The organism is Frigoribacterium sp. VKM Ac-2859 (assembly GCF_013204925.1).
Taxonomy (GTDB): domain Bacteria; phylum Actinomycetota; class Actinomycetes; order Actinomycetales; family Microbacteriaceae; genus Frigoribacterium.
Map to the genome: position 1 here is coordinate 150,045 of NZ_JABMLC010000001.1, position 22,652 is coordinate 172,696.

Below are 22,652 nucleotides of genomic sequence, written 5' to 3' on the forward strand. Positions count from 1 at the left end.
GCCGTTCTAGTTACTCGGCGACGCGACGCCGCAGATCAGCGAGCTCAAGCGTGCGGCTCGTCGCGCGGTAGAGCATGACCGACCTGCCGGCGTAGTGCGTGTTGCCGTTGTGCTGGCGCATGACCGAGTCGTGGACTTCTCGGAGTACTTCAGCGCCGTACTGGTCCCACATTGCCTTTACCTCCTCGAACGGATAGCGCCAGGACGCCTCGCCCCCATCCTCGGGCACCGTGATGAGTGCACGGAACGCCGCAAAGCTCGGGACCGCGGCAGCCTTCGTGAGTCGCACGTCGGCTCCGGTCGCGCGGCCGCTGGCATCGAGAAGGAAGGGGAACTTGAAGAGGCCCGCAGGTCTGACGTCCGCAATTTTCGTGGTACGGAAGCGTCCGTTCCAAACCGTAGGAGCCGTGCTGCGGATGTACTCGTACAATTCCATTGCTTCCAGGGCAAGCGACGAGAACTTTTCTACTTTTTCGGGCTCACGGAGGTAGGACCGAAAGACGGACGACAGGCGTGCGTACGTGTTCTCAATACCTACGGGGTCTTCGAGGGGGTAGCGCGAAGGGTCGAGGGCCATGAGGAGGGCGATGACCTCCCTGACGTCGTATTCGCCGTCGTCACCCTCGTGCCAAGCGATGGCATCGAGCCCATTGACGTGCGTATTTACGACATTTTTCAGCCAGTCAAACTGATTACGCAAGTCGGCGAGAGACTCCTCACGAACTTGCATGGACGTGTTCAGTCCATCCGCGAGATCGGCCACCGCAGCAACTGGAACACCGGTATGAACCTTGATCTCAACGTACTGATCGCCGGGGATTGCGCCGTCGGCCTGAGATTCCAAGATGAGCTGGTAGCTGTGGTTGCCGTTGGCAACGCCCTGCTTGATGTCCAGGTCGAACCAGACGCGATAATTGTCTGCATCGAGCTTCTCGACCCGATCGGCGATGACGACGATGCCGCCATGCTTCAAGTGGAAAGAGCCGGAGCCTTCGCTGCCTGACAGCGAGGCGCGCACCTTGCGATAGACCTGACGATTCAAGTTAGGTTCGCGCGGGTTGGCGTCGTCGGGGATGCCACCCGGCATCTCGTTGGCCTTGACACGCATCACGACGGTCTCAACGCCCGCGAAGTCGCTGGGTGAGTCCTTCGGCGCCGGGAAACGACGGGCGATGGGCGCATGAATAATAACGCTGGCATAGTTTGCCATTTTTTAGTCCTTTTCTGACTCGGTCGCTGACCGGTCGTTTATATGTTCTGCTGCCGAGTCCACGACGCAGTTAGAACAGGATACCATGAAAGCGTACTGAGAAGGTGTTGGTTGGGGCATGAACCTGCTGGCAGCTCAACTAGTCGGCTGCGGGTTCTCGTAGCGCATGTCGATCACGCCGGTGCCGAGCTCGATGCGGGTCGTCCGCGCGGCCATCGCCGCGAGCAGCGGGAACGGGTTGGCGGCCTGGCGCACGTAGTGGTGCACGCGCACGGCGGCCACGTCGACGCCGATCTCCTCCGCGGCCTCGGCCAGCTCGATCGACTGGACCAGCGCCTCCCGGGCGGTCGGCGTCGCCGAGCCCCGCACGTCCTGGTAATGGCCGAACGACAGGAACCCGATGCGCTTCTTCATGACCGGGCGAACCCCCGACGTCGCCCGGCCATTCCGTCGGGCGGCCGTGCTGGGTAGCGTGGTGCCGTGGAGAACCGCTTTCGCATCGACGGTGACGACCTCGGCATCGACCTGCGCGCCTCCTCGGTCATGCTCGGAGACGACGGCGTCGTGGACGCCCGCATCGTCGCGGGTCGGGTGCCCGAGGTCGCGGACTGGTCCGACGAGCCGCCGTCGCTGGTGTTCCGTGACGTGCCCGTGAAGTTCGACGGTGCCACCTTCGGCGCCACGGTCGACGACGACCTGCTCGACGAGCACGAGATCGTCTTCCGGCTCGGCGAGAACCTCGACGTGCACGGGGTGCTCAGCCTCGGTGCCGGCGACCGGCTGCGCTTCGTGGGCACCACGCACGTCTCGGGCGAGCCGAAGGCCTGGCGCCTCGACGTCTCGATCGGCTTCGGCGGATCGGCGCGGCGCACCGCGATCTGACGCGGCTCGCGGTCGACGCCGGGAGGCGCGGGTCGTGCCCCTTCGACGGCCCCCGACGACGGGTGGGGTGCGGGGTGCGCGACCGGCCTGGGGACGTGGTGAGGGTCGGACGGTCGCGCACCGCGCGGTCTCCTGATGCTTCGGGTTCACCAGGCGATCACGATGGTAGCGCCTGGATACCCGTCGGTATGCGCCTTCTCCGGGGGCGGCGCGGGTGACTTCTGAGGATCACCCGCACCCGTTAGGGTCGCAGCATGGCCACCACCTCCGGGGCTCCGATTCCCCGCATCCCACGAGCCGAGGTCAAGCAGCGGCTGCTCGACGCGGCGGCCGAGCTGTTCTCCCGACGCGGGGTGCACGCGACCACCCTGGACGACGTCGCGCGGGCCGCCGGGTTCAGCAAGGGTGCGGTCTACTCGAACTTCTCGTCGAAGGACGACCTGGTCCGCAGCCTGATGCGTCGCGAGACCGACGGCGCGCTCGGCGCCCTCGAGGGCATGTTCTTCCCGGGCACCTCGCTCGACCAGCTGCCCGAGAAGATCGGCACGGCGTTCGCGCCCTACGGCCCCGGGCAGGTCGAGGACTTCGCGTTGATGAGCGAGTTCCGCGCGCACGCCCTCTCGCACCCCGAGGTGATGGCCGACTTCGTCCGTCAGCGCCGCGAGGTGCTCGACGCCCTGCACGGCCTCGTCGAGGAGGTCTTCCAGGGGCAGACCGTCCCCGTGACCGGTCTCGAGCCGCGGACGCTCGCCCGCGTCCTCATCTGCATCACGCTGGGCGTCGCCTTCGACTGGCCCGCCACGGGTGAGCAGGCGGCCGGCGACGTCATGGGCGACGTCGTCGCCGCCCTCACCCGCGGCGTGACCCCCTGACGCCCGCCCGGCCTAGCGCTGCTCGATCGTGACGACGGGCACGTGCCAGCGGGTCCGCACCTGGAGGGTCAGCTGACCCCGCCGGGCGAGCACCAAGGCCGTCACGGCGGCGGCGACGGCCGGCACGCCGCCCGAGACGATCATGCCGACGTGCGTGCCGAAGGTCTCGACGATCACGCCCATCAGTGGTCCGCCGATCGCCTGGCCGCCGAGCAGCACGAGGATGTACAGCGACATCACGCGCCCCCGGATCGCGATGTTGCTCGACATCTGCACCAGCTGGTTCGCGGCCGTCAAGAACAGCAACGACGCGAGCCCGACGCCGACGAGGACGACGGCGAACGGCACGAGCGAGGGCATGGAGCCGGCGACGGCCTGCAGCACGCCGGTGACGAGCACGCCCAGCACGATGGTGCGCAGCCGGATCGTCGCGCGCCGCGTCGACAGCAGGGCGCCGGTCAGGGCCCCGACGGCGATCATCGAGTTGAAGAGGCCGTACCCGCCGGGGCCCACGTCGTAGACGTCCGCCGCGAACGACGCGAGCAGCACGGGCATCGTGAGGCCGAACACGGCGTAGACGCCGACGAGCAGCACCGGCACGACGATGGTCGGCTTCGAGCGGGCGTAGGCGAGGCCCTGCCGTAGCTGGCCGCGGCCTCGTGCCGACGAGGCGACCCGGGTCATCTGCGCGGTCCGCAGCATCGTCAACATCACGACGACCACGAGGCAGGCGACGCCGTTGACGACGAACGCCCACCCCGCGCCGACCGCCAGCAGCAGCACGCCGGCGATCGCGGGGCCCACCATGCCGCCCAGCTGGAACACGCTCGAGTTGACGCTGATCGCGTTGCGGAGGTGGGTGTGACCGACGAGCTCGGTGACGATCACCTGTCGGGCCGGGTTGTCGACGACGGTGACGAGGCCCGTGGCGAAGGCGATGGCGAAGACGTGCCAGGCCTCGACGACGCCCGCCAGGGTCAGGGCGGCGAGCCCCAGGCTGAGCACGGCGAACACGCTCTGCGTGACGAGCATGAGGGCGCGCTTCGAGAAGCGGTCGACGATGACCCCGCCGAGCAGGCCGAAGAACAGCATCGGGGCGAACTGCATCGCCACGGTGATGCCCACGGCGGTCGCGCTGCCGGTCAGTTCGAGCACGAGCCAGTCCTGGGCGATGCGCTGCATCCACCCGGCGGTCATCGCCACGACGTTGCCGGCCGTCCAGAGACGGAAGTTCGGCACGCTGAGGGCGATGAAGGTGTGTCGCCACGGCGGGCGGGTCGTGCTGATCGGGAGCGGGGCGGTCGGGGGGAAGTCGGTGCGGGGCGGGGCGGACATCACGTTCCTGCGCTGGTGGTTCGGTTCACGGTCTGCACCAACGGTAGGGCCGGCCTGGTCATTCGGACCCCGGTGGGGGATGATCAATCACATTGGCTTCGTGAATGACGAGGCCCGAGACCCTTCGACGGAGGAGGCGCGGTGTACGACCCCACGCTGCTCGCGACGTTCCTCGTCGTGGCCGAGACGCGCAGTTTCACCCGGGCCGCGCAGCGCCTCGGCATCAGCCAGCCGACGGTCAGCCAGCAGGTCGGCCGGCTCGAGAAGGCCGCGGGCCGCACGCTCGTCGCCCGCGACACCCGGGACGTCCGACTGACCGACAACGGCGACGCCATGGCCGGCTTCGCGCGCACGATCCTCGCCGCGCACGCCGCGGCCGAGAGCTACTTCAGCGGCTCGGCCATGCGGGGCCGCCTGCGCTTCGGCGCCGCCGACGACCTCGCCATCACCCAGCTGCCGCGCATCCTGCGCCACTTCCGCCAGCTCTATCCGCAGATCAACCTCGAGCTGACCGTCAACCAGTCCGCGCCGCTGCGCCGTCGTCTGGCCGCGGGCCACCTCGACCTGATCTTCGTGAAGCAGACCGCGGGCGAGTCCGACGAGGGCACGCGCGTCGCGGGCGACGCCATGGTCTGGATCGGCCAGGAGAAGCTGGTCGTCGAACCCGGCCAGCCCGTGCCGCTCATCGCCTACCAGGCGCCCAGCCTGAGCCGGCAGATGGCCATCGACGCCCTCGAGCGCGCCGGCCGCACCTGGCGGATCACCTGCAACACCCGTGACGTCAACGGCGTCCTCGCCGCCGTGCGGGCCGGCATGGGGGTCGCCGTGTTCCCCTTCTCGCTGATCCCCACCGACCTCGTCAAGGTCAGCGACCGGTTCTCGCTGCCCACCCTCGGCGACGTCGACTACGTGCTCGTCGCCAACCCGGGTGCCGCCCGTGAGCCCGTCGACGCCCTCATGTCGGCCATCACCAGCCGGGGCGTCAGCCGCGCCGTCTGACCCGGTCCGGCAGCGTCGTCCGACCGCTCCGGCGCGCCGCCCCCGCCCCACCCCGGGCGGCGCGCGCAAGATGGTCGCATGAGTCACCGCCCCACACGCCGTCAGAAGTCCGCCGCCCGTCGGGACGCCTGCGTCCTCGCCGCGATCCTGGGCGGTTCCGGCCTCCTGCACCTCGCCACACCCGCGGTCTACGACGCGGTGGTCCCGAGGAGCGTCCCCGGCCCCGCGCGGTTCTGGACGATCGGCTCGGGTCTCGCCGAGGTCGGCATCGCCGCCGCCCTCCTCGCCCCGCGCACGCGTCCGGCCGGTGGCCTCGCCGCCGCCGCGCTCTTCGTGGCCGTCTTCCCGGCCAACGTCTCGATGGCCCTCCGCGCCCTGACGAGCGAGCGGGCCACGACGGCTCGCCGGGCCGTCACCCTCGTGCGGCTGCCGTTGCAGGTGCCCCTGGTGACGCGCGCGCTCGGCGTGCACCGCGCCTCCTAGGCGTCCGGGCGCGTCGCGGTCGCGGGGCGGGGCCGTTGCTGGGTGCACCCTGGGCACGCCCTATCCTGTTCTCTTCCCCCTCGACATCCGATCTCACCGGAGACGCATCGCCATGGCCACGAACGCCCCCGTCACCACCCCGCCGAGACCCGGAGTCGGGGGCACCCTCGACCGGTTCTTCGAGATCACCCATCGCGGCTCGACCTGGGCCCGCGAGATCCGGGGCGGCGTCGTCACCTTCGTCACGATGGCGTACATCGTCATCCTGAACCCGTTGATCCTCGGCGGCTTCAGCGCCGACCAGGCCGCCAAGGACGTCGCCGGCAACTGGCTGCAGAACGGTCAGGTGGGCGCGGTCACGGCCCTCACCGCGGGCGTCATGACGATCCTCTTCGGAACCGTCGCGCGCCTCCCGTTCGCGTTCGCCGCCGGACTCGGCATCAACTCGTTCCTGGCCGTCAACGTCGTGCAGGACGTCACCTGGCCCGAGGCCATGGGTCTCGTGGTGATCAACGGGCTCGTCATCACGATCCTCGCCGTGACCGGTCTGCGCAGCATGATCTTCACCGCGGTGCCCGCAGCGCTCAAGACAGCGATCACGGTCGGCATCGGCCTGTTCATCGCGTTCATCGGCCTGGTCGACTCGGGCTTCGTGCGCACCAGCGGGACGTCGTCGCCGCCGCTGCAGCTCGGTGACTCCGGCTCGGTGGCGACCCTCCCGACCATCACCTTCGTCATCGGCCTGCTCGTCATCGGCGTGCTGATGGCCCGCAAGGTGCGGGGGGCCATCTTCATCGGCATCGTCGCGTCCACCGTCATCGCCATCGCCCTGCAGGCGATCTTCCAGGTGCCGCCGTCGAACGGCCAGAACCTCGACGACTGGAACCTCAACGCCCCCGTGCTGCCCACCCAGATCGTGGCCCTGCCCGACCTCTCGCTGGTCGGCCAGTTCAGCTTCGGGGCCTTCGCCCGCATCGGCGTGCTGTCGGCGGTCATGCTGGTCTTCACGCTCGTCTTCACCAACTTCTTCGACGCCATGGGCACGATGACCGGCCTGGCCAAGGCCGGCGACGTCGCGGACGCCGACGGCACCTTCCCCCGCCTCCGCTCGGCCCTGATCGTCGAGGGGGTCGGCGCGGTCGCGGGCGGTGCGACGAGTTCGTCGTCCAACACCGTGTTCGTCGAGTCGGCCTCGGGCATCGGTGAGGGCGCCCGGACGGGCTTCGCCTCGGTCGTCACCGGTGCGCTGTTCCTGCTCGCCATGTTCTTCACGCCGCTGACCCAGGTCGTCCCGCTCGAGGTCGCCGCCTCGGCGCTCGTGATCGTCGGCGCGCTCATGGTGTCGCAGATCAGCCAGATCGACTGGACCGACTTCTCGGTCGCCCTGCCGGTGTTCCTGACGATCATCACCATGCCGCTGACCTACTCGATCGCGAACGGCATCGGCGTCGGCTTCGTCAGCTGGGTTGTCGTGCGGGCGTTCGCGGGCAGGGCGCGCACGATCAGCCCGCTGCTCTGGATCGTCGCGGCGGGGTTCCTGGTCTACTTCGTGCGCGGCCCGATCGAGGCGCTGATCGGCTAGGCGTCCACCGGGACGTCACGACGGGCCGCTCGGCGTTCCGGGCGCGCGGCACGTCGTGAGGTCTCGTGCGGCGATCCGCTCCGCAGTACGCTGACCGGCAGCAGGCGGCGACGGCGCCGCCAGCCCACCCCGAGGAGGCGCGTCATGCCCCGCATCACCCCCACGCTCTGGTTCGGTCGTGACGTCGAGACCGCAGCGGACTTCTACGTCACCCTGTTCCCGTCGTCGCGCGTCACCGACGTGTCGCGCTATCCCGACGACTTCCCCGACGAAGCGATGGCCGGTCAGGCCCTCGTCGTCGACCTCGAACTCGACGGCCAGCCCTACCGCCTGCTGAACGGCGGCGACGGAGGGCCGAGGCCGACCGAGGCCACGTCGTTCTCGATCTCGGTCGAGTCCCAGGACGAGCTCGACCACTACTGGGACGCCTTCGCGGCCGACGGCGGACAGGAGGGGCGGTGCGGCTGGGTGACGGACCGCTGGGGCTTCTCCTGGCAGGTCGTCCCGTCGGTGATGGACCGCTACCTCGGCGGGCCCGACCCCGAGGGCGCCGCCCGGGCCATGACCGCGATGATGGGCATGACGCGGTTGGTCATCGCCGAGCTGGCGGCGGCCTACGAGGGGTGACCGACGCGCTCGCCCGCGCCGCGCCTCCTCGTCACCAGTCGTGGACGGTCCCGTCCGCGAGGCGGTTGTAGGGCAGGTAGGCCTGCGCGTAGGGGTACGCCGCGGCGGCCCGCTCGTCCAGCTCGACCCCGATGCCGGGCTGCTCACCCGGGTGCAGCATGCCGTCCTCGAACGTGAAGCTCTGCTGGAAGACCTCGTCCGTCCTCGCGCCGTGCTTCATGTACTCCTGGATGCCGAAGTTGTGGATCGCGAGTCCGAGGTGCATCGCGGCCGCCATGCCGACCGGTGAGATGTCGGTCGGACCGTGCATGCCCGACTTGATCTGGTACTGCGAGGCGTACTCGAGCACCTTCTTGAGGTGGGTGATGCCGCCCGTGTGCGTGACGGCGCTGCGGACGTAGTCGATCAACTGCTCGCGGATGATCTGCTGGTAGTCCCACACGGTGTTGAAGATCTCGCCGATGGCCAGCGGGGTCGTCGTGTGCTGCCGGACGAGTCGCAGGGCCTCGGGGTTCTCGGCCGGGGTGACGTCCTCGAGCCAGAAGAGGTCGAAGGGCTCCAGGCTCTTGCCGAGCCTCGCCGCCTGGATCGGCGTCATGCGGTGGTGACCGTCGTGCAGCAGGGGGATCTCGGGGCCGAACTCGTTCCGCACCGCCTCGAACACGGTGGGCACGTGCCGCAGGTACGAGCGGGTGTCCCAGTCCTCCTCGTTCGGCAGGGCCCCGCGTTGGGCGGGCTCGTGGTCGTAGCGCACGCCGCTGTTGGCGTCGAAGGTGGCGTTCGAGGCGATGCCGTAGATCGACTTCAGGCCGGGCACCCCGGTCTGCACGCGGATGGCCTTGTAGCCCTGTTCCTGGTGGTCGCGGACGCTGTCGAAGAGCTCCTCGAGGTCCTTCCCCGAGGCGTGGCCGTAGGTCAGCAACCCCGTGCGCGAGGCTCCGCCGAGCAGCTGGTAGAGGGGCAGGCCGGCGACCTTGGCCTTGATGTCCCAGAGGGCGACGTCGACCGCGGCGATGGCGGCCATCGTGACCGGCCCGCGCCGCCAGTACGCGCTGCGGTAGAGGAACTGCCAGGTGTCCTCGATGCGAGCCGGGTCCCGCCCGATCAGCAGGGGCACGACGTGTTCGGTCAGGTAGGCGACGACGGCGAGTTCGCGCCCGTTCAGGGTGGCGTCGCCGAGGCCGGTGACGCCGTCGGAGGTCGTGATCTTCAGCGTCACGAAGTTGCGGTCGGGGCTGGTGACGATCACGTCGGCTCTGTCGATGATCATGCGGTGTCCTCTGGAGCTCGCGTCCGGGTGACGTCGATGTCACCCGGGCTGGTCCCTCCACTCTGGCGCATGCACGAGCGCGAGGCGAGCCCGTCGGGCGCTTGCGCGGGCGCGAGGCGAGCCTGGGAGGCGCGGGTCAGCGCATCTCGAGCGGCACCCTGGTCGTCGGCACGGGGAACGCGCGCTCGAGCTGCACGAACGCCTGGTCGTCGAGGTCGACGGCCAGTGCGGCCGCGTTCTCGAGGGTGTGCCCGACCGTGCCCGCCTTGACGGCGACCATGAGGTCGGGCACGAGGCGCAGCACCCAGGCGAGGGCGAGCTGCGCCGACGAGACGCCGAGATCGGTCGCGACCTGCTCGAGCACGGGGTGACCGAGTAGCTCGCCGCCGTCGACGGGGGAGTACGAGGTGAGCGGCACGCCGTGCTCGCGCGCCCAGGGCAGCAGGTCGAACTCGGGTCCGCGACGGGCCAGGTTGTACAGGACCTGGTTCGTCTGGACGTTCTGGCCACCGGGCACCGAGAGCAACTCGTGCAGGTCGTCGACGTCGAAGTTGCTGACGCCCCAGCCGCCGATCGCGCCCTCGGCGACCAGCGCCTCCAGGGCCTCGACGGTCTCGGCGAGCGGGTGGCGACCACGCCAGTGCAGCAGGTAGAGGTCGAGGCGGTCGGTGCCCAGGCGCTCGAGGCTGGCGTGGCAGGCCTCGACCGTGCCCCGGCGCGAGGCGTTGCCCGGCAGCACCTTGCTCACCAGGAACACCTCGTCGCGCCGGCCCGCGATCGCCTCGCCGACCAGCTGTTCGGACCGCCCGCCGCCGTACATCTCGGCGGTGTCGATCATGGTCAGGCCGGCGTCGAGGCCGGCCCGCAGGGCGGCGACCTCGTCGGCGCGGCGCCGTGGGTCGTCGCCGATGTTCCAGGTGCCCTGGCCGAGGGCCGGGACGACGCGCCCGTCGGGCAGGGCGACGGCGGGATTGGTCGGTGTCGCGGGGGTGGTCATGCCGGGGGATGGTAGTCGTCACGCGGGGAGGGTGTGGCCGGCCCCGCCTTGGTCGGGCCTGCCGTGGTCGGGCCCGTCGTGGTCGGGCCTTGCGTGGCCGGGCCTGCCGTGGTCGGGCCCGTCGTGACCTCGCGGGCCAGCAGGGTGGCCGCGGCGACGGCGGCCGGCATCACGAGCACGGCCCCGAGGGGGACGAAGAACAGGAGGTAGGTGGCGGTGCCCAGCCCCAGGGTGCGCGCCCGGTTGACGGCGAGGCCACGGCGGCGCTCGGCGAGCGAGCGGCCCCGGGCGTCGAAGGCGTACCCGGTGAGCTCGACCGCCAGGAACCATCCGCCGGTCAGGGCGCCGAGCACCGGGACGACCGTCTGGCCGAGCACCGGGACGAACCCGCCGACGAACAGGAGGACGCCCACGCCGGCCGTGGCCAGCAGCAGTCGGAGCGAGTCGCCGGCACTCCGGGCGAGCCCGCGCCAGAAGCCCCGGTCGACGTCGGCCGGCGGGTCGCCCTCTCGCTCCTCGACGCGACGCCAGATGCGCTCGTAGAAGGGATCGCCGACGAGGAGCGTGACGGCGGTGAACGCGACGACCGCGAGCAGCACGGCCAGGGCCGCGACGGCCAGAGCTCCGCCGAGACGCACGAGGGTGCGGGACCACTCGGGCCACCCGTCGGCGAACGGCGTCAGGGTGCGGGCCAGGTCGTCGGCGGCGAGGCCCACGCCCACGAGGGCCGCGGCGAAGACCGCACCCACGACGAGGGCGGGCACCCCGCCCAGCAGCATGAGCCGCGGGGAGGTCGCCCACAGGCGCAGGCCTCGGCCGAGCAGGCCCACACCGCCGAAGAACTCCCCGATCACCGACACGGGGCGAGCGTACCGAGTGCCGGAGGCGCGGGTGCGGTCGGACGACGCGTCACGGCGCGGGGGCGGCGCGTAGCGTCGACGGCGTGCCGCATCGAGGCGGCACCACCGAGAAAGGTCGTCCATGAAGTTCAGGTACCTCGGCAACAGCGGGCTCAAGGTCAGCGAGCTCACCTACGGCAACTGGCTCACCCACGGGTCCCAGGTGGAGAACGACACGGCGACGCGCTGCGTCCGTGCGGCGCTCGACGTCGGCATCAGCTCGTTCGACACGGCCGACGTCTACGCGAACACCCAGGCCGAGACGGTGCTCGGCGAGGCGCTGAAGGGCGAGCGGCGCGAGTCGCTCGAGATCTTCACCAAGGTCTACGGTCCCACCGGGCCCAAGGGCCACAACGACACGGGCCTCAGCCGCAAGCACGTCACCGAGTCGATCAACGGGTCGCTGAAGCGCCTGCAGACCGACTACGTCGACCTCTACCAGGCCCACCGGTACGACGTCGAGACGCCCCTCGAGGAGACGATGGAGACCTTCGCCGACCTCGTCCGCCAGGGCAAGGTGCTCTACATCGGCGTCTCGGAGTGGAACGCCGAGCAGCTGCGCGAGGCGCACGCCCTGGCTCGCGAGCTGAAGATCCAGCTCGTCTCGAACCAGCCCGAGTACTCCCTGCTCTGGCGCGTCATCGAGGACGAGGTCGTCCCGGCCTCGGCCGAACTCGGCATCTCGCAGATCGTCTGGTCTCCCGTCGCCCAGGGCGTCCTGACCGGCAAGTACACCGTCGGTGCCGAGCTGCCCGCGGGCAGCCGGGCCACCGACCAGAAGGGCGGTGCGGGCATGATCGAACGTTGGATGCGCGACGACGTCCTCGACGCCGTGGCCCAGCTCGAGCCGATCGCGTCCGACCTGGGGCTGACCCAGGCGCAGCTGTCGCTGGCGTGGGTGCTGTCGAACGAGAACGTCGCCTCGGCGATCATCGGGGCGTCGCGTCCCGAACAGGTCGAGTCGAACGCGAAGGCGTCGGGCGTCACCCTCGAGGCCGACGTCCTGTCGCGCATCGAGTCGATCTTCGACGGCCTCGCCGAGACGGACCCGCGCAAGACGCAGATGCCGGCCGGCCGCGAAGCCTGATCGGCCGTCGCCCGATGCGACGACGCCCCGCCACGAGATCGTGGCGGGGCGTCGTCGTGCGTCGGCTCGGCGTGCGACCGCTCAGGCCTCGGGCTCAGGCCCCGGGCTCAGGCCCCGGGCTCAGGCCCCGGGGACCTCGAACGTCGCGGAGATCACCGCGCGGGCCAGCGTGTGGAAGTGCAGGTTGAAGCCGAGGTACGCCGGGCTGGCGGTCTCGTCCACCCCGATCTTCTCGACGTCGAGGGCGTGCACCGCGACGAAGTACGTGTGCGGTCCGTGGCCCTCGGGCGGTGCCGCACCGACGTAGCGGGCGAGCCCACCGTCGTTCTTCAGCTGGAGGGCCCCCTCGGGCAGGCCCGAGCCTTGGTCGTCACCCGCACCGGAAGGCAACGACGTCGTGTCGGCGGGGAGGTCGGCCACGGCCCAGTGCCAGAAGCCCGAGCCCGTCGGGGCATAGGGGTCGTAGACCGTCACGGCATAGCTCTTGGTGCCCTCGGGGGCGCCGGACCAGCTCAGCTGGGGGCTGGCGTCGTCTCCGCCCGGGCCCATGATGCCGCTCACCTGCGCGCGCTGCAGCTCACCCCCGTCGGTGAGGTCCGTGCTCGAGAGCTCGAACCCGGGCACGATGCCGATGATGTCGTAGGGGCGGGTCAGGTTGGCGTCGGCCATGGCTGTCTCCTGTTCGTCGGGGATGGTCGTGACGGTGCGCCCGCCCCGAGGGGCGGGCGCACCGGGTGTGCGATCAGGCGGCGTCGAGCCGCTGGATCTCGTCGGTCGAGAGCTTGATCGACGTCGCCGTCGCCGAGTTCATGATCGTCTGCGGTCGGGTCGACCCCGGGATCGGGATGACGAGTTCGGACTTGGCGAGCTCCCAGGCGAGCGTCAGCACCTGCGGCGTGACCCGTCGGGCGTTGGCGATCTCGGCGAACACGGCGTGCTTCGCTCCGAGCTCTCCGGCGTTCGTGATGCCTCCGAGGGGGCTCCACGGCAGGAACGCGATGCCCATCTCGTCGCACAGCGCGAGCTCCACCTCACTCGACCGGAACGCGGGCGAGTACTGGTTCTGCACCGACACGAGTCGGCCGTCCAGCACCTCGTTCGCTTCGCGGATCTGGTCGGGCGTGGCGTTCGAGATGCCCGCCATGCGGATGACGCCCTCGTCGAGTAGTTCCACCAAGGCGCCGATCGAGTCGGCGTAGGGCACCGCCGGGTCCGGTCGGTGGAATTGGTACAGCCCGATCGTCTCGACGCCCAGCCGTTTCGCGGAGGCCTTGGCGGCCTCCTTGAGGTAGGCCGGGTCGCCGTTCTGCGCCCACGCCCCCGCCTCGGGGCGGAGGTGTCCACCCTTCGTGGCGACGAGCACCTGGTCGGTGTCGGCGTGGTAGCTCTTCAGCGCCTTGGCGATGAGCAACTCGTTGTGCCCGACCTCGTCCTTGCCCGCCTGGTGGTAGGCGTCGGCCGTGTCGATCAGGCTGATGCCCTGCTCGAGTGCGGCGTGGATGGTCGCGATGCCCTGCTTCTCGTCGGGTCGGCCCTCGATCGACAGGGGCATGCCGCCCAGGCCGATCGCACTGACCGTCACGTCTCCGATTGTCCTGGTCTTCATGTCGTCCTCCGGTTCACCACGCGTAGTCCTCGGGCGACGTCTCGTGCCCGGGGAAGATCTCGTCCAGCCGCGCCAGCGCGGCCTCGTCCAGCTCGACGTCGACGGCGGCGACCGCCGACTCCAGTTGCGCCATGGTCCGCGGGCCCGTGATCGGCCCGGTGACGCCCGGCTGGTGCAGCAGCCAGGCGAGGGCGACCTCGCCGGGCGCGTGGCCCAACTCGCGGGCGAACGCCTCGTAGGCCTCGAGCTGGTCGCGGTGTTCGGCGACGTACTCCGCGCTCCGCCCCTCGAGTCGTCGTGAGCCCTCTTCGGTCTTCTCGATGACGCCGCCGAGCAGACCGCCGTTGAGCGGCGACCACGGGATCATCCCGAGACCGTAGTGACGGGCGGCGGGCAGGGTCTCGCGCTCGACGTCCCGCACGATCAGGTTGTAGATCGACTGTTCGCTCACGAGGCCGCTGAAGTGACGTGCCTTGGCGGCTTCCTGGGCCTGCGCGATGTGCCAGCCGGCGAAGTTGCTGCTGCCGACGTAGAGGACCTTGCCCTGCTGGACCGCGACCTCCATCGCCTGCCAGATCTCGTCCCAGGGCGTCTCGCGATCGACGTGGTGGAACTGGTAGAGGTCGATGTGGTCGGTCTGCAGACGCGTCAGGCTCGCGTCGAGCGCCCGACGGATGTTCAGGGCGCTGAGCTTGCCGTCGTTGGGCCAGTCACCCATGTCGCCGTACAGCTTCGTGGCGAGGACGGTCTTCTCCCGTCGCCCGCCCCCACGGGCGAACCACCGACCGATGATCTGCTCGGTGATGCCTTCGCCCTTCTCCCAGCCGTAGACGTTGGCCGTGTCGAAGAAGTTGACGCCGAGCTCGTGGGCCCGGTCCATGATCGCGTGGGAGTCGTCTTCCGTGGTCTGGGGCCCGAAGTTCATCGTGCCGAGGACGGCCCGTGAGACGGACAACCCTGTGCGTCCGAGGTGTGTGTAATCCATGTTCCCTGGCTACCCCCTCCCGGGCCGTGCTGCTCACAGGAACGCCCCCTAACGTCGCCGTCATGGACGAGCAGCCCGAGAGCCCGGACGGCGTGCCCCTCGACGAGCGTCGCGGGGCCGGTCCGCACCGCGGTGCTCGGCGCCGTGCACTGCGCGACGGTCACGCGAGGATGCGCCTGAGGCTCGACGCGCACCCTCGGCTCCGGTTGCTCTACAAGATCGGCGTCGGGGTGCTCGGAGCCCTGATCGTCGTCGTAGGCCTCATCCTGGTCCCGCTGCCCGGACCCGGTTGGCTCGTCGTCTTCCTCGGGGTCGCCGTGCTGGGCACGGAGTTCCCGGCCGCCCACCGCATCACCCTGTGGGTGCGTCGACTCGTCGGCCGCGCCCGTCTCCGGTGGCGGGCGTGGCGGGTCGCCCGGTCGGCGCGGCGGGCGTCGACCGTGAAGCCCTCGGCCGCCCCGTCGCGGTGAACCATCGGGCCCACACGGTCCCGGCGGCCGTCGACCGGACGTCCAGCGCACGTTCGGTAAAGTCGCCGTCGTGACGCCCAGTCCCGCCTCCGCCACGCCCTACGAGGTGCTCGGCGTGCCGTCGACGGCGTCGACCGACGACCTCCGTCGCGCCTATCGACGGCTGGCCCGCCAGACCCACCCCGACCTCGGCGGCACCGCGCAGGCGTTCCGCGACGTGCAGCACGCGTGGCAGCAGGTGGGCACGCCCGAGGCTCGCGCCTCCTACGACCAGGGGTCGGCGTCCCGGAGCACCGCCCCCTCGGGCAGCGCGCGGTCCGCGGGTTCGAGCGCCCCCGGCTGGTCACCGCCGCCCCGGGAGCCGGCTCGCACCGATTCGAAGCCCAAGGCCCGGGTGCACGGCCACCCCGGTGGTGCGAACCGCGAGCGCTACCTCGGCCTGATGCGCGAGTGGGTCGGTCGGGGAGTCCCGCTCGACGATCCGTACGACGAGCGCCTCGTCCGGAGCGCGCCTCCCGAGATCCGTCACGTGCTCGCCGACGCGATGGCCGAAGAGGCCACCGTCGCGGCCGTCACCGACCTCGGCATCGGCTTCACCATCTGGAGCGACGTCGACGCGGGTGTCGAGGGCAAGCTCGACCACGTCGTGCTGGGGCCGTCGGGCCTCTTCGCCATCCAGTCCTCCGACTGGGGCAGCGAGGTGCAGGTGTCGCGCGGCGAGCTCGTCGGCAGGGGCATCCCCGCCGACGAGGAGCCCGTCCGCGACCTCACGCGTCAGGCCCGCGCCGTGCGACGGGAGACCCGCGTGTCGTTCACGGCCCAGTTGATCGTGGTGCCCGACGACGACTTCGGGCCCGCCCTCGAGAAGGTCGGGCGTCGTGCCGGGGGCACCTGGGTCGTGCGCCGCTCGCTGCTGCCGCAGGTCCTGCGTCACGGTCCCGAGCTCGGCGACCGCACGAGCATCTCGGACGTCTTCGAGGTCCGGGCCCGACTGCAGCAGGCCATCCGGTTCGTCTGACCGGGACTGGCGCCCGGGCCCGGCAGGGTCCACGCTGGGGGCGAGACGCCGGCGTCCGTCGGCCTCGCGCGTCAGAGAGGGGCCACCCGTGTTCCGTCCTCGGTCCGGCTACTCCGGGTTCAGCGTCGACGACGTGGCGGCCGCCACGTCGTTCTACCGCGACGTCCTCGGCCTCGAGATCGAGGTCCTCGTCGACGGTCAGATGTTCCGCCTCCGCCTCCCGGGAGGCACGGCGTGGGTGTTCGTGTACGGCAAGCCCGACCACGCCCCCGCGTCGTACACCGTCCTCAACCTCGTCGTCGACGACGTCGACGCCGCCCTCGACGCGCTGGCCGAGCGGGGCCTCGAACCGCTCCACCTCGGCGGGTACTCCGACGAGCGGGGCGTCATGCGGGGGCGCAGCGTCGACCTGGGCCCCGACATCGCCTGGTTCACCGACCCGGCGGGCAACGTCTTCTCCGTCCAGCAGCCCTGATCGCCCGGTCCGACGCGCGAGCCGGGGAGGCGCGGTGCCGGACCCGGGGGAGGGCTGGCCCGACATCGGGTTCCGGGCCAGCCCCAGGTGTGCCTTCGGAACTGCCGCACCCATCGGTTTGGTCGCCCGCCATCGGGTCGACCCGTCGACGTGACGTCGTGCGCACGACGCGGCCACCGCCTCCTCGTCCCTGTGGCAAGCTCGACCGTGTGAACACGCACGAGCCCGCGGACGGCTGGGTCGAGGCCCCCGACGGGCGTCGGTTCTGGGGCCGTGCCGGTGCCGCGGGCCTGCTCGTCCTCGACCAGGACGACCGGGTGCTGTTGCAGCACCGGGCCGACTGGAGCCACTTCGGCGGCACCTGGGGGCTCCCCGGCGGAGCCCGCCACCACGACGAGAGCGCGGTCCAGGGCGCTCTGCGCGAGAGCGGCGAAGAGGCGGCCGTGCCGGCCGACGCACTGCGCCTGCTGTTCGCCGCCGAGCTCGACCTCGGCTTCTGGTCGTACACGACCGTCGTGGCCCGGGCCGTGCGCCCGTTCGAGCCCGTCGTCTCGGACGCCGAGAGCATCGCCCTGAGCTGGGTGCCCGTCGACGAGGTGGCCGACCTCCCGCTCCATCCCGGATTCGCCGCGTCGTGGCCGAGGCTCCGATCCGAACTCGGGGGCCGGGTGCACGTCGTCGTCGACGTCGCGAACGTCCTCGGCTCCCGTCCCGACGGGTGGTGGCGCGATCGGGTCGGTGCCACGACTCGGTTCCTGGAGGCCCTCTCGCGGGGTGCCCGGGACGGAGTGGCCGAGGCGCTCGTCGCACCCGGTGGCGGCGGGACCCCCGCGGCGACGGGTCGGCCGGACGCCGACGACTCGCCGACGGACGCCGCGGCGTTCGCGGACGGCTCCACCGGCGAGCCTCCCGGGGCGCCCACCTGGCGGTGGCCGGACGTGACGGCCGTCGTCGAGGGCGAGGCCCGTGCCGTCGGTGGGTCGTTCCCCGGCCTGACCGTCGTCCGGGCCGAGGCCGACGGCGACTCGGCGATCGTGGCCCTCGTGCACGACCTGCGGGACGTGCCCGGCGTGGCGCCGCGCGTCGTCGTCGTCACCGCCGACCGGGGCCTCGCCGATCGGGTCGGAGCCCTCGGGGCCACGCTCGTGCGTCCGGGCGCCCTCCGCCGCGCGGTCGGCCTCGACTGACACGGGCGAACGGCCCGCTCCACCGGTCGGTGGAGCGGGCCGTTCGCGTCCGGTCCCGGGTCAGGCGGCGGGTCCGTCGCCCAGCGTGACGGTCGCGGTGTGGGACGCGCCCGTCGTGTCGGTCCAGGTGACCGAGACCTGGTCACCCGAGTCGTGCGCCTGGATCGCGGCGGTGAGTGCGGACGGGTCCGCCACGGCCGTGCCGTCGATCGCGGTGATCACGTCCCCGGCGACCAGGCCGGCCGACGCCGCCGCGCTGCCCTCGACCGTGCCGGCGATCGTGACGCCGCCCGCGGTGCCGGTCGCCGTGCTCGAGATCTGCGCGCCGAGGAAGGCGGGCAGGCCGATCTGCACGGTCGAGCTCCCCGTGCCCGACTGGATCTGCTTGGCGATGGCCAGGGCGTGGTCGATCGGGATGGCGTAGCCGGTCACCGTCGACGATCCCTGCGAGGCGGCCGTCACGATGCCGACGACGTCGCCGTCACCGTCGCGGAGGGGACCGCCGGAGTCGCCCGACACCACGTCGGCATCGACCTCGATGAGACCGGACAGCGACTCGGTTCCCGATCCGGACTCGCTCTTCACCGTGATCGACTGGTCCGTGGCGAGGACGGTGCCCTGGGCGGTGACGAGGTCGCCCGTGCCCTCGGCGTTGCCCGTCGAGTGGACGACGTCCCCTGTGGCGACGTCGCCGGACGCGTCGAAGCTCACCGGGGTGAGGCCCGTCGCGTCCTGCAGCTTCAGCACGGCCACGTCGTTCGTGGCATCCGTGCCGACGACGTCGGCCGTGTAGGTCGTACCGGTCGACTCGACGGTCACCTGGATGCTGGTCGCGCCCTGCACGACGTGGTTGTTCGTCAGGATGAGCCCTCCGGAGGTCAGGATCATGCCCGTGCCGGCGGATTTGTACGAGGCGTCGTAGTTCAGCGTCGACACGATGGTCACGACGCCGGCCGTCTCCTCGGCGGTGGCCGCGGTGGCGCTGGTCTGGGTCGAGGTGCCCTGCGACGAACCGTCCTGCGACGACCCGTCCTGGGGGCTCGAACCCCCGAAGGGCGATGCCGGGTCGCTCGATCCACCTCCCGGCCGCGTGAGCTGGGGGAGCAGCTCGAGCGCCTGGCGTTCGCTCGCCGCCTGGGCCGCCGCGGTGCCGGCGGAGCGACCGGCGGCGTAGGCGCCGCCGCCCGCCGCACCCGCGACGATGACGACGGCGGCGGCCGCGCCGGTGAGGGCGAGCCACTTCTTCGAGCGGCGCGGTCTCTGGGCGCCGCCGAAGGCCGGGGGCACCGTGCCGTCAGCGCCGTCGCCACCCCGCACCGTCGACGCGCCGGCCGCCGCGTCGTAGGCCTGGTGGGCGTCGTCGCGGGCCATCCAGGTGGGAGCCGCCGACACGTAGCGTGCGTATGACGCGCCGGTGACGTGGGGCAGCGTGTGGGCCTCGGCGGGCTGCTCGACGCCCTCGCCGGCAGGCGGGGCGGTCGACGGGGAGGGCGTCACGGGCGTGGCGTCGTTCGGGGTGCCGGTCGTGTTGTCGCCGTCTCGGTCGTTCATGGTGTGCCTCCTGTGGCGGTGGTGGTGACGTGGGGTCCATGGAACGGCGTGACCCCAAGAGATCCCTATGACCGGACCGTGAGGCGGTGGGGAGTCCCATGAGGAGGCGCGGTGAACGGAGCCGAGATCGCCTCACCATCGCGTGCACCGCGATCCGCGCGGGTCGGTCCCCGAAATCGGTTCCCGACGAGGGTCGGAGTTCCGATACGCTGGGACGCCAAAGGAGGTCCACGATGGCAGAGCCCGCCAACCCGGCACCCGGCGAGCAGGACCGCGCTCCCGGCGCCCCTCGCGAGGTCGACACGACCCTCAGCTTCAACGAAGAGTTCCAGGCGCAACTGGCCGCTCTCGAGAGCGGCGTGTCCACCGACGAGCGTGACGCCGTCGCCGCACTGCCTTCGGGCTCCGCGCTGCTCGTGGTCCGTCGTGGCCCCAACATCGGCGCCCGGTTCCTCCTCGACTCGGACGTCACGGTCGCCGGACGTCACCCCGAGGCCGGCATCTTCCTCGACGACGTCACGGTCAGCCGCAAGCACGCCGAGTTCCGTCGTGAGGGCAGCACCTTCAGCGTGCGCGATCTCGGGTCGCTGAACGGCACCTACTTCGACGGCGTCCGCATCGACGAGGCCCGGCTCTCCGACGGAGCCGAGGTCCAGGTCGGCAAGTTCCGCCTCACGTTCTACGCATCGCGGGTCGACCTCGCGAACCTGGCGATCAAGTAGTCGTGCCCCGCACCGCCACCGCCCGGTCGTCGCAGACCGGGCCGTCCGACCTGCTGACGATCGGGCAGGTCCTCTCACGGCTCAAGCCCGAGTTCCCCGACCTGTCGAACAGCAAGCTGCGCTTCCTCGAAGAGCGCGAGTTGGTCACCCCGGTGCGCACCCCGTCCGGCTACCGCAAGTTCTCACCGGCGGACGTCGAGCGGCTCCGCTTCATCCTCGGTCTGCAGCGCGACCACTACCTGCCGCTCAAGGTCATCAGGCAACACCTCGCCGACCTCGACGCGGGCCGACCGGCGTCGCTGCCGTCCGGGGCGGCGCCCGTCTCGATCCTGACCCACGGTCGGCGACTCGGTCGCGACGAGTTGCTCCGCGAGACCGGCGCCACGACCGCCCTGCTCGACGAGGCCGTCTCGGCGTCTCTCCTCCCGTCGGCGGGGCACTACGGCGACGAGTCGATCTCGGTGCTGTCGGCCCTGGTCGAGCTGGGCAGGTCGGGCATCGAGCCTCGTCACCTCCGGACGGTCCGGGCCTCGGTCGATCGCGAACTCGGCCTGATCGAGACGGCCCTCGCGCCACTCGCCCGGAAGCACGACGCGGCCTCCCGGGCGCGGGTCGCCGAGCTCTCCCGTGAGCTCGCGGCGCAGGTCGACGTCGTCCGGTCGGGGCTCGTCCGGTCGGCTCTCGGGCGACTCGACGCCTAGACGTCTGCCCTCCGGGCGAATATCCTCGACACGCCGACCCGTCGATGCGAATGTCGCCCAGGCAGCTCCCCGTTGTGGGTACCGTGAGTCCTGTACAACCATCAACCCGATGTTGAACGTTGAGCTCCGGAAGTAGAACGTGGAAGGCAACAGCATGAGTGAGTCAGGTTCCTCCGAGGAATCCCGCTACGAGCTGGGTCTGCTCTTCACGGACGGCCTGCCCGAACACGACGCCGACAGCGGCTACCGCGGTACCGTCGCGGCCAAGGCCGCCGGCATCAGCTACCGCCAGCTCGACTACTGGGCCCGCACCGAACTCGTCGAGCCGACCATCCGCGGCGCGGCCGGCTCCGGTTCGCAACGCCTCTACGGGTTCCGCGACATCCTCGTCCTCAAACTCGTCAAGCGCCTCCTCGACACGGGCATCTCGCTCCAGCAGATCCGCACGGCCGTCAACCAGCTCCGTGAGGCCGGGGTGAACGACCTCGCCCAGACGACCCTGATGAGCGACGGTGCGAGCGTCTACCTGTGCACGTCGGACGACGAGGTCATTGACCTCGTCAGCCGCGGTCAGGGCGTGTTCGGCATCGCCGTGGGCAAGGTCCTCCGCGAGGTCGAGTCGAGTCTCGTCGAGATCGACAGCACCCCCGCCGCCGATCCCTCCGACGAGCTCGCGGCGCGACGCGGCACCCGAGCCAGCTGACCACACCTCGACCGCGAGTGGCGGTCGAGGACGACGAAGGCCCCGCACGAGATCGTGCGGGGCCTTCGTCGTGTGCAGCTGGGACCGCGGAGGTCAGCGGGCAGCAGGCTCGGCGTAGTCGCCGATCTTGGCCGTCCGCATGATGCGTTCGAGGAGCTGGTCGAAGTTGCGGGCCATCTCCTGGGCGCTCTCACCGGGCCAGGCGTGCAGCGGCTTGGCGGCACCCTGTGCCTGTTGCAGCGACGTACGCTCGGGCAGCTGGGGTGACAGGACGAGGGGGCCGAACATGTCGCGCAGCTCCTTGATGCGGAACTGGTGCTCGAGGGACTGCACCCGGGCCCGGTTGACGATGATGCCGAGGGGCTGGAGGCGCGGTGACAGGCCTCGACGGATCTCCTCGATCGCCCGGAGCGCCCGGTCGGCGGCGGCCACGCTGAACAGACCCGGTTCGGTGACGACCGTCACGCGGTCGGATGCGGCCCAGGCCGTGCGCGTGAGGGCGTTGAGCGACGGGGCGCAGTCGATCAGGACGAGGTCGTAGTCGGCCTCGACGTTGGCGAGGGCCTCTTCGAGCTTCCAGATGTCGCGGATCGACGGGTGCGGACCGTCGAAGTTGATGGCCGAGGGGCTGCCGATCATGACGTCGACCTTGCCCTGGCGGCCCTTGGTCCACCCGCTGGGGGCGATCGCCGCCCGGACCGTCTTCTCTTTGGGCGACGCGAGGACGTCCGCGACGTTGAGGTGGCCCGAGACCGTGATGTCGAGGCCGGTCGAGACGTCGGACTGGGGATCGAGGTCGACGACGAGGGTCCTGAGACCTTTGGCGAAGGCGGCCGACGTGAGTCCGAGCGTCACCGTCGTCTTGCCGACGCCCCCTTTGAGAGAGCTGACGCTGAGTACATGCACGACACAGACGATACCTTCACTACTGTTGAATCACCCAACAGCCACGTCGATGCGGCGTGCGTCGGCTTCTGCGAAGCGACAGCAC

Annotated in this window: 24 protein-coding genes and 1 pseudogene; 14 read left to right on the plus strand and 11 right to left on the minus strand. The window is 70.9% G+C overall.

Annotated features, from left to right (window positions below; genetic code table 11):
• Positions 1–10: 10 nt before the first annotated feature.
• Entirely contained in the window at positions 11–1,210 is a 1,200-nt protein-coding gene (locus tag HQQ78_RS00720; RefSeq protein ID WP_173150791.1) for an AIPR family protein, read from the minus strand.
• Positions 1,211–1,360: 150 nt separating this feature from the next.
• A pseudogene (locus tag HQQ78_RS00725) lies at positions 1,361–1,624 on the minus strand (LLM class flavin-dependent oxidoreductase); the annotation flags it as partial.
• A gap of 66 nt (positions 1,625–1,690) precedes the next feature.
• Here HQQ78_RS00725 and HQQ78_RS00730 point away from each other — a divergent pair.
• Together HQQ78_RS00730 and HQQ78_RS15575 are read left to right on the plus strand one after the other, a co-directional pair.
• Entirely contained in the window at positions 1,691–2,092 is a 402-nt protein-coding gene (locus HQQ78_RS00730; RefSeq protein ID WP_173150793.1) for a hypothetical protein, read from the plus strand.
• Positions 2,093–2,346: 254 nt separating this feature from the next.
• The gene (locus tag HQQ78_RS15575; protein ID WP_200413004.1) at positions 2,347–2,964 is read left to right on the plus strand and encodes a TetR/AcrR family transcriptional regulator; all 618 of its coding nucleotides are present in this window, start codon (positions 2,347–2,349) and stop codon (positions 2,962–2,964) included.
• A gap of 12 nt (positions 2,965–2,976) precedes the next feature.
• Here HQQ78_RS15575 and HQQ78_RS00740 read toward each other — a convergent pair whose 3' ends face one another.
• Positions 2,977–4,299: an MFS transporter gene (locus tag HQQ78_RS00740; RefSeq protein ID WP_123569994.1), complete on the minus strand. Its 1,323-nt coding sequence runs from the start codon at positions 4,297–4,299 to the stop codon at positions 2,977–2,979.
• Between the two features lie 141 nt (positions 4,300–4,440).
• Here HQQ78_RS00740 and HQQ78_RS00745 point away from each other — a divergent pair, with 141 nt between their 5' ends.
• The 4 genes from HQQ78_RS00745 (at position 4,441) to HQQ78_RS00760 (ending at position 7,990) form a co-directional block, all read left to right on the plus strand.
• Positions 4,441–5,298, plus strand: a complete 858-nt coding sequence (locus tag HQQ78_RS00745) for a LysR substrate-binding domain-containing protein (protein WP_043594893.1) — start codon at positions 4,441–4,443, stop codon at positions 5,296–5,298.
• Between the two features lie 78 nt (positions 5,299–5,376).
• Positions 5,377–5,781 carry a hypothetical protein gene (locus HQQ78_RS00750; RefSeq protein ID WP_173150794.1) on the plus strand — a complete coding sequence of 135 codons (405 nt, stop codon included), beginning with the start codon at positions 5,377–5,379 and terminating at the stop codon, positions 5,779–5,781.
• Positions 5,782–5,893: 112 nt separating this feature from the next.
• Positions 5,894–7,363 (plus strand): NCS2 family permease, encoded by a 1,470-nt coding sequence (locus tag HQQ78_RS00755; RefSeq protein ID WP_173150795.1) that lies wholly within the window; start codon positions 5,894–5,896, stop codon positions 7,361–7,363.
• A 144-nt stretch (positions 7,364–7,507) separates the two neighbouring features.
• A complete protein-coding gene (locus HQQ78_RS00760) occupies positions 7,508–7,990 on the plus strand; it encodes a VOC family protein (protein ID WP_056044983.1) in 483 nt (160 codons plus the stop codon).
• A 31-nt stretch (positions 7,991–8,021) separates the two neighbouring features.
• Here the strand turns inward: HQQ78_RS00760 and manD are convergent, their stop codons facing one another.
• The 3 genes from manD to HQQ78_RS00775 all read right to left on the minus strand — a co-directional run bounded on the left by manD (position 8,022) and on the right by HQQ78_RS00775 (position 11,117).
• Positions 8,022–9,260 (minus strand): D-mannonate dehydratase ManD, encoded by a 1,239-nt coding sequence (gene manD / locus HQQ78_RS00765; protein ID WP_173150796.1) that lies wholly within the window; start codon positions 9,258–9,260, stop codon positions 8,022–8,024.
• A gap of 136 nt (positions 9,261–9,396) precedes the next feature.
• The gene (locus tag HQQ78_RS00770) at positions 9,397–10,257 is read right to left on the minus strand and encodes an aldo/keto reductase (RefSeq protein ID WP_173150797.1); all 861 of its coding nucleotides are present in this window, start codon (positions 10,255–10,257) and stop codon (positions 9,397–9,399) included.
• Entirely contained in the window at positions 10,254–11,117 is an 864-nt protein-coding gene (locus HQQ78_RS00775) for an EI24 domain-containing protein (protein ID WP_216844136.1), read from the minus strand. Before HQQ78_RS00775 ends, HQQ78_RS00770 begins: the two co-directional genes overlap by 4 nt.
• Positions 11,118–11,238: 121 nt before the next feature.
• Here HQQ78_RS00775 and HQQ78_RS00780 point away from each other — a divergent pair, with 121 nt between their 5' ends.
• Positions 11,239–12,243 (plus strand): aldo/keto reductase family protein, encoded by a 1,005-nt coding sequence (locus tag HQQ78_RS00780; protein WP_056044991.1) that lies wholly within the window; start codon positions 11,239–11,241, stop codon positions 12,241–12,243.
• Positions 12,244–12,363: 120 nt separating this feature from the next.
• On the opposite strand, the gene HQQ78_RS00785 is transcribed toward HQQ78_RS00780, so the two are convergent.
• The 3 genes from HQQ78_RS00785 to HQQ78_RS00795 form a co-directional block, all read right to left on the minus strand.
• Positions 12,364–12,912, minus strand: a complete 549-nt coding sequence (locus tag HQQ78_RS00785) for a YbhB/YbcL family Raf kinase inhibitor-like protein (protein ID WP_056044992.1) — start codon at positions 12,910–12,912, stop codon at positions 12,364–12,366.
• A gap of 73 nt (positions 12,913–12,985) precedes the next feature.
• Positions 12,986–13,849, minus strand: a complete 864-nt coding sequence (locus HQQ78_RS00790) for an aldo/keto reductase (protein ID WP_173150799.1) — start codon at positions 13,847–13,849, stop codon at positions 12,986–12,988.
• A 13-nt stretch (positions 13,850–13,862) separates the two neighbouring features.
• A complete protein-coding gene (locus HQQ78_RS00795) occupies positions 13,863–14,834 on the minus strand; it encodes an aldo/keto reductase (protein WP_056044998.1) in 972 nt (323 codons plus the stop codon).
• A gap of 62 nt (positions 14,835–14,896) precedes the next feature.
• On the opposite strand from HQQ78_RS00795, the gene HQQ78_RS00800 reads away from it, so the two are divergent.
• The 4 genes from HQQ78_RS00800 to HQQ78_RS00815 all read left to right on the plus strand — a co-directional run bounded on the left by HQQ78_RS00800 (position 14,897) and on the right by HQQ78_RS00815 (position 17,984).
• Positions 14,897–15,304, plus strand: coding sequence for a TIGR02611 family protein (locus tag HQQ78_RS00800; RefSeq protein ID WP_123570003.1), 408 nt, complete (start codon positions 14,897–14,899; stop codon positions 15,302–15,304).
• Positions 15,305–15,374: 70 nt separating this feature from the next.
• Positions 15,375–16,322: a J domain-containing protein gene (locus HQQ78_RS00805; protein WP_123570004.1), complete on the plus strand. Its 948-nt coding sequence runs from the start codon at positions 15,375–15,377 to the stop codon at positions 16,320–16,322.
• A gap of 88 nt (positions 16,323–16,410) precedes the next feature.
• Complete coding sequence (locus HQQ78_RS00810; protein WP_173150800.1) at positions 16,411–16,797, plus strand: VOC family protein; 387 nt, start codon at positions 16,411–16,413, stop codon at positions 16,795–16,797.
• Between the two features lie 209 nt (positions 16,798–17,006).
• Positions 17,007–17,984, plus strand: coding sequence for an NUDIX domain-containing protein (locus HQQ78_RS00815; protein WP_173150801.1), 978 nt, complete (start codon positions 17,007–17,009; stop codon positions 17,982–17,984).
• A 60-nt stretch (positions 17,985–18,044) separates the two neighbouring features.
• Here the strand turns inward: HQQ78_RS00815 and HQQ78_RS00820 are convergent, their stop codons facing one another.
• The gene (locus HQQ78_RS00820; RefSeq protein ID WP_173150802.1) at positions 18,045–19,535 is read right to left on the minus strand and encodes a S1C family serine protease; all 1,491 of its coding nucleotides are present in this window, start codon (positions 19,533–19,535) and stop codon (positions 18,045–18,047) included.
• Between the two features lie 233 nt (positions 19,536–19,768).
• On the opposite strand from HQQ78_RS00820, the gene HQQ78_RS00825 reads away from it, so the two are divergent.
• The 3 genes from HQQ78_RS00825 to HQQ78_RS00835 all read left to right on the plus strand — a co-directional run bounded on the left by HQQ78_RS00825 (position 19,769) and on the right by HQQ78_RS00835 (position 21,661).
• Positions 19,769–20,257 (plus strand): FHA domain-containing protein, encoded by a 489-nt coding sequence (locus tag HQQ78_RS00825; RefSeq protein WP_056045006.1) that lies wholly within the window; start codon positions 19,769–19,771, stop codon positions 20,255–20,257.
• Between the two features lie 2 nt (positions 20,258–20,259).
• Complete coding sequence (locus HQQ78_RS00830) at positions 20,260–20,958, plus strand: MerR family transcriptional regulator (protein ID WP_173150803.1); 699 nt, start codon at positions 20,260–20,262, stop codon at positions 20,956–20,958.
• A gap of 154 nt (positions 20,959–21,112) precedes the next feature.
• Positions 21,113–21,661, plus strand: a complete 549-nt coding sequence (locus HQQ78_RS00835; RefSeq protein ID WP_056047373.1) for a MerR family transcriptional regulator — start codon at positions 21,113–21,115, stop codon at positions 21,659–21,661.
• A gap of 93 nt (positions 21,662–21,754) precedes the next feature.
• On the opposite strand, the gene HQQ78_RS00840 is transcribed toward HQQ78_RS00835, so the two are convergent.
• Positions 21,755–22,567: a ParA family protein gene (locus HQQ78_RS00840; protein ID WP_054146774.1), complete on the minus strand. Its 813-nt coding sequence runs from the start codon at positions 22,565–22,567 to the stop codon at positions 21,755–21,757.
• Positions 22,568–22,652: the final 85 nt, after the last annotated feature.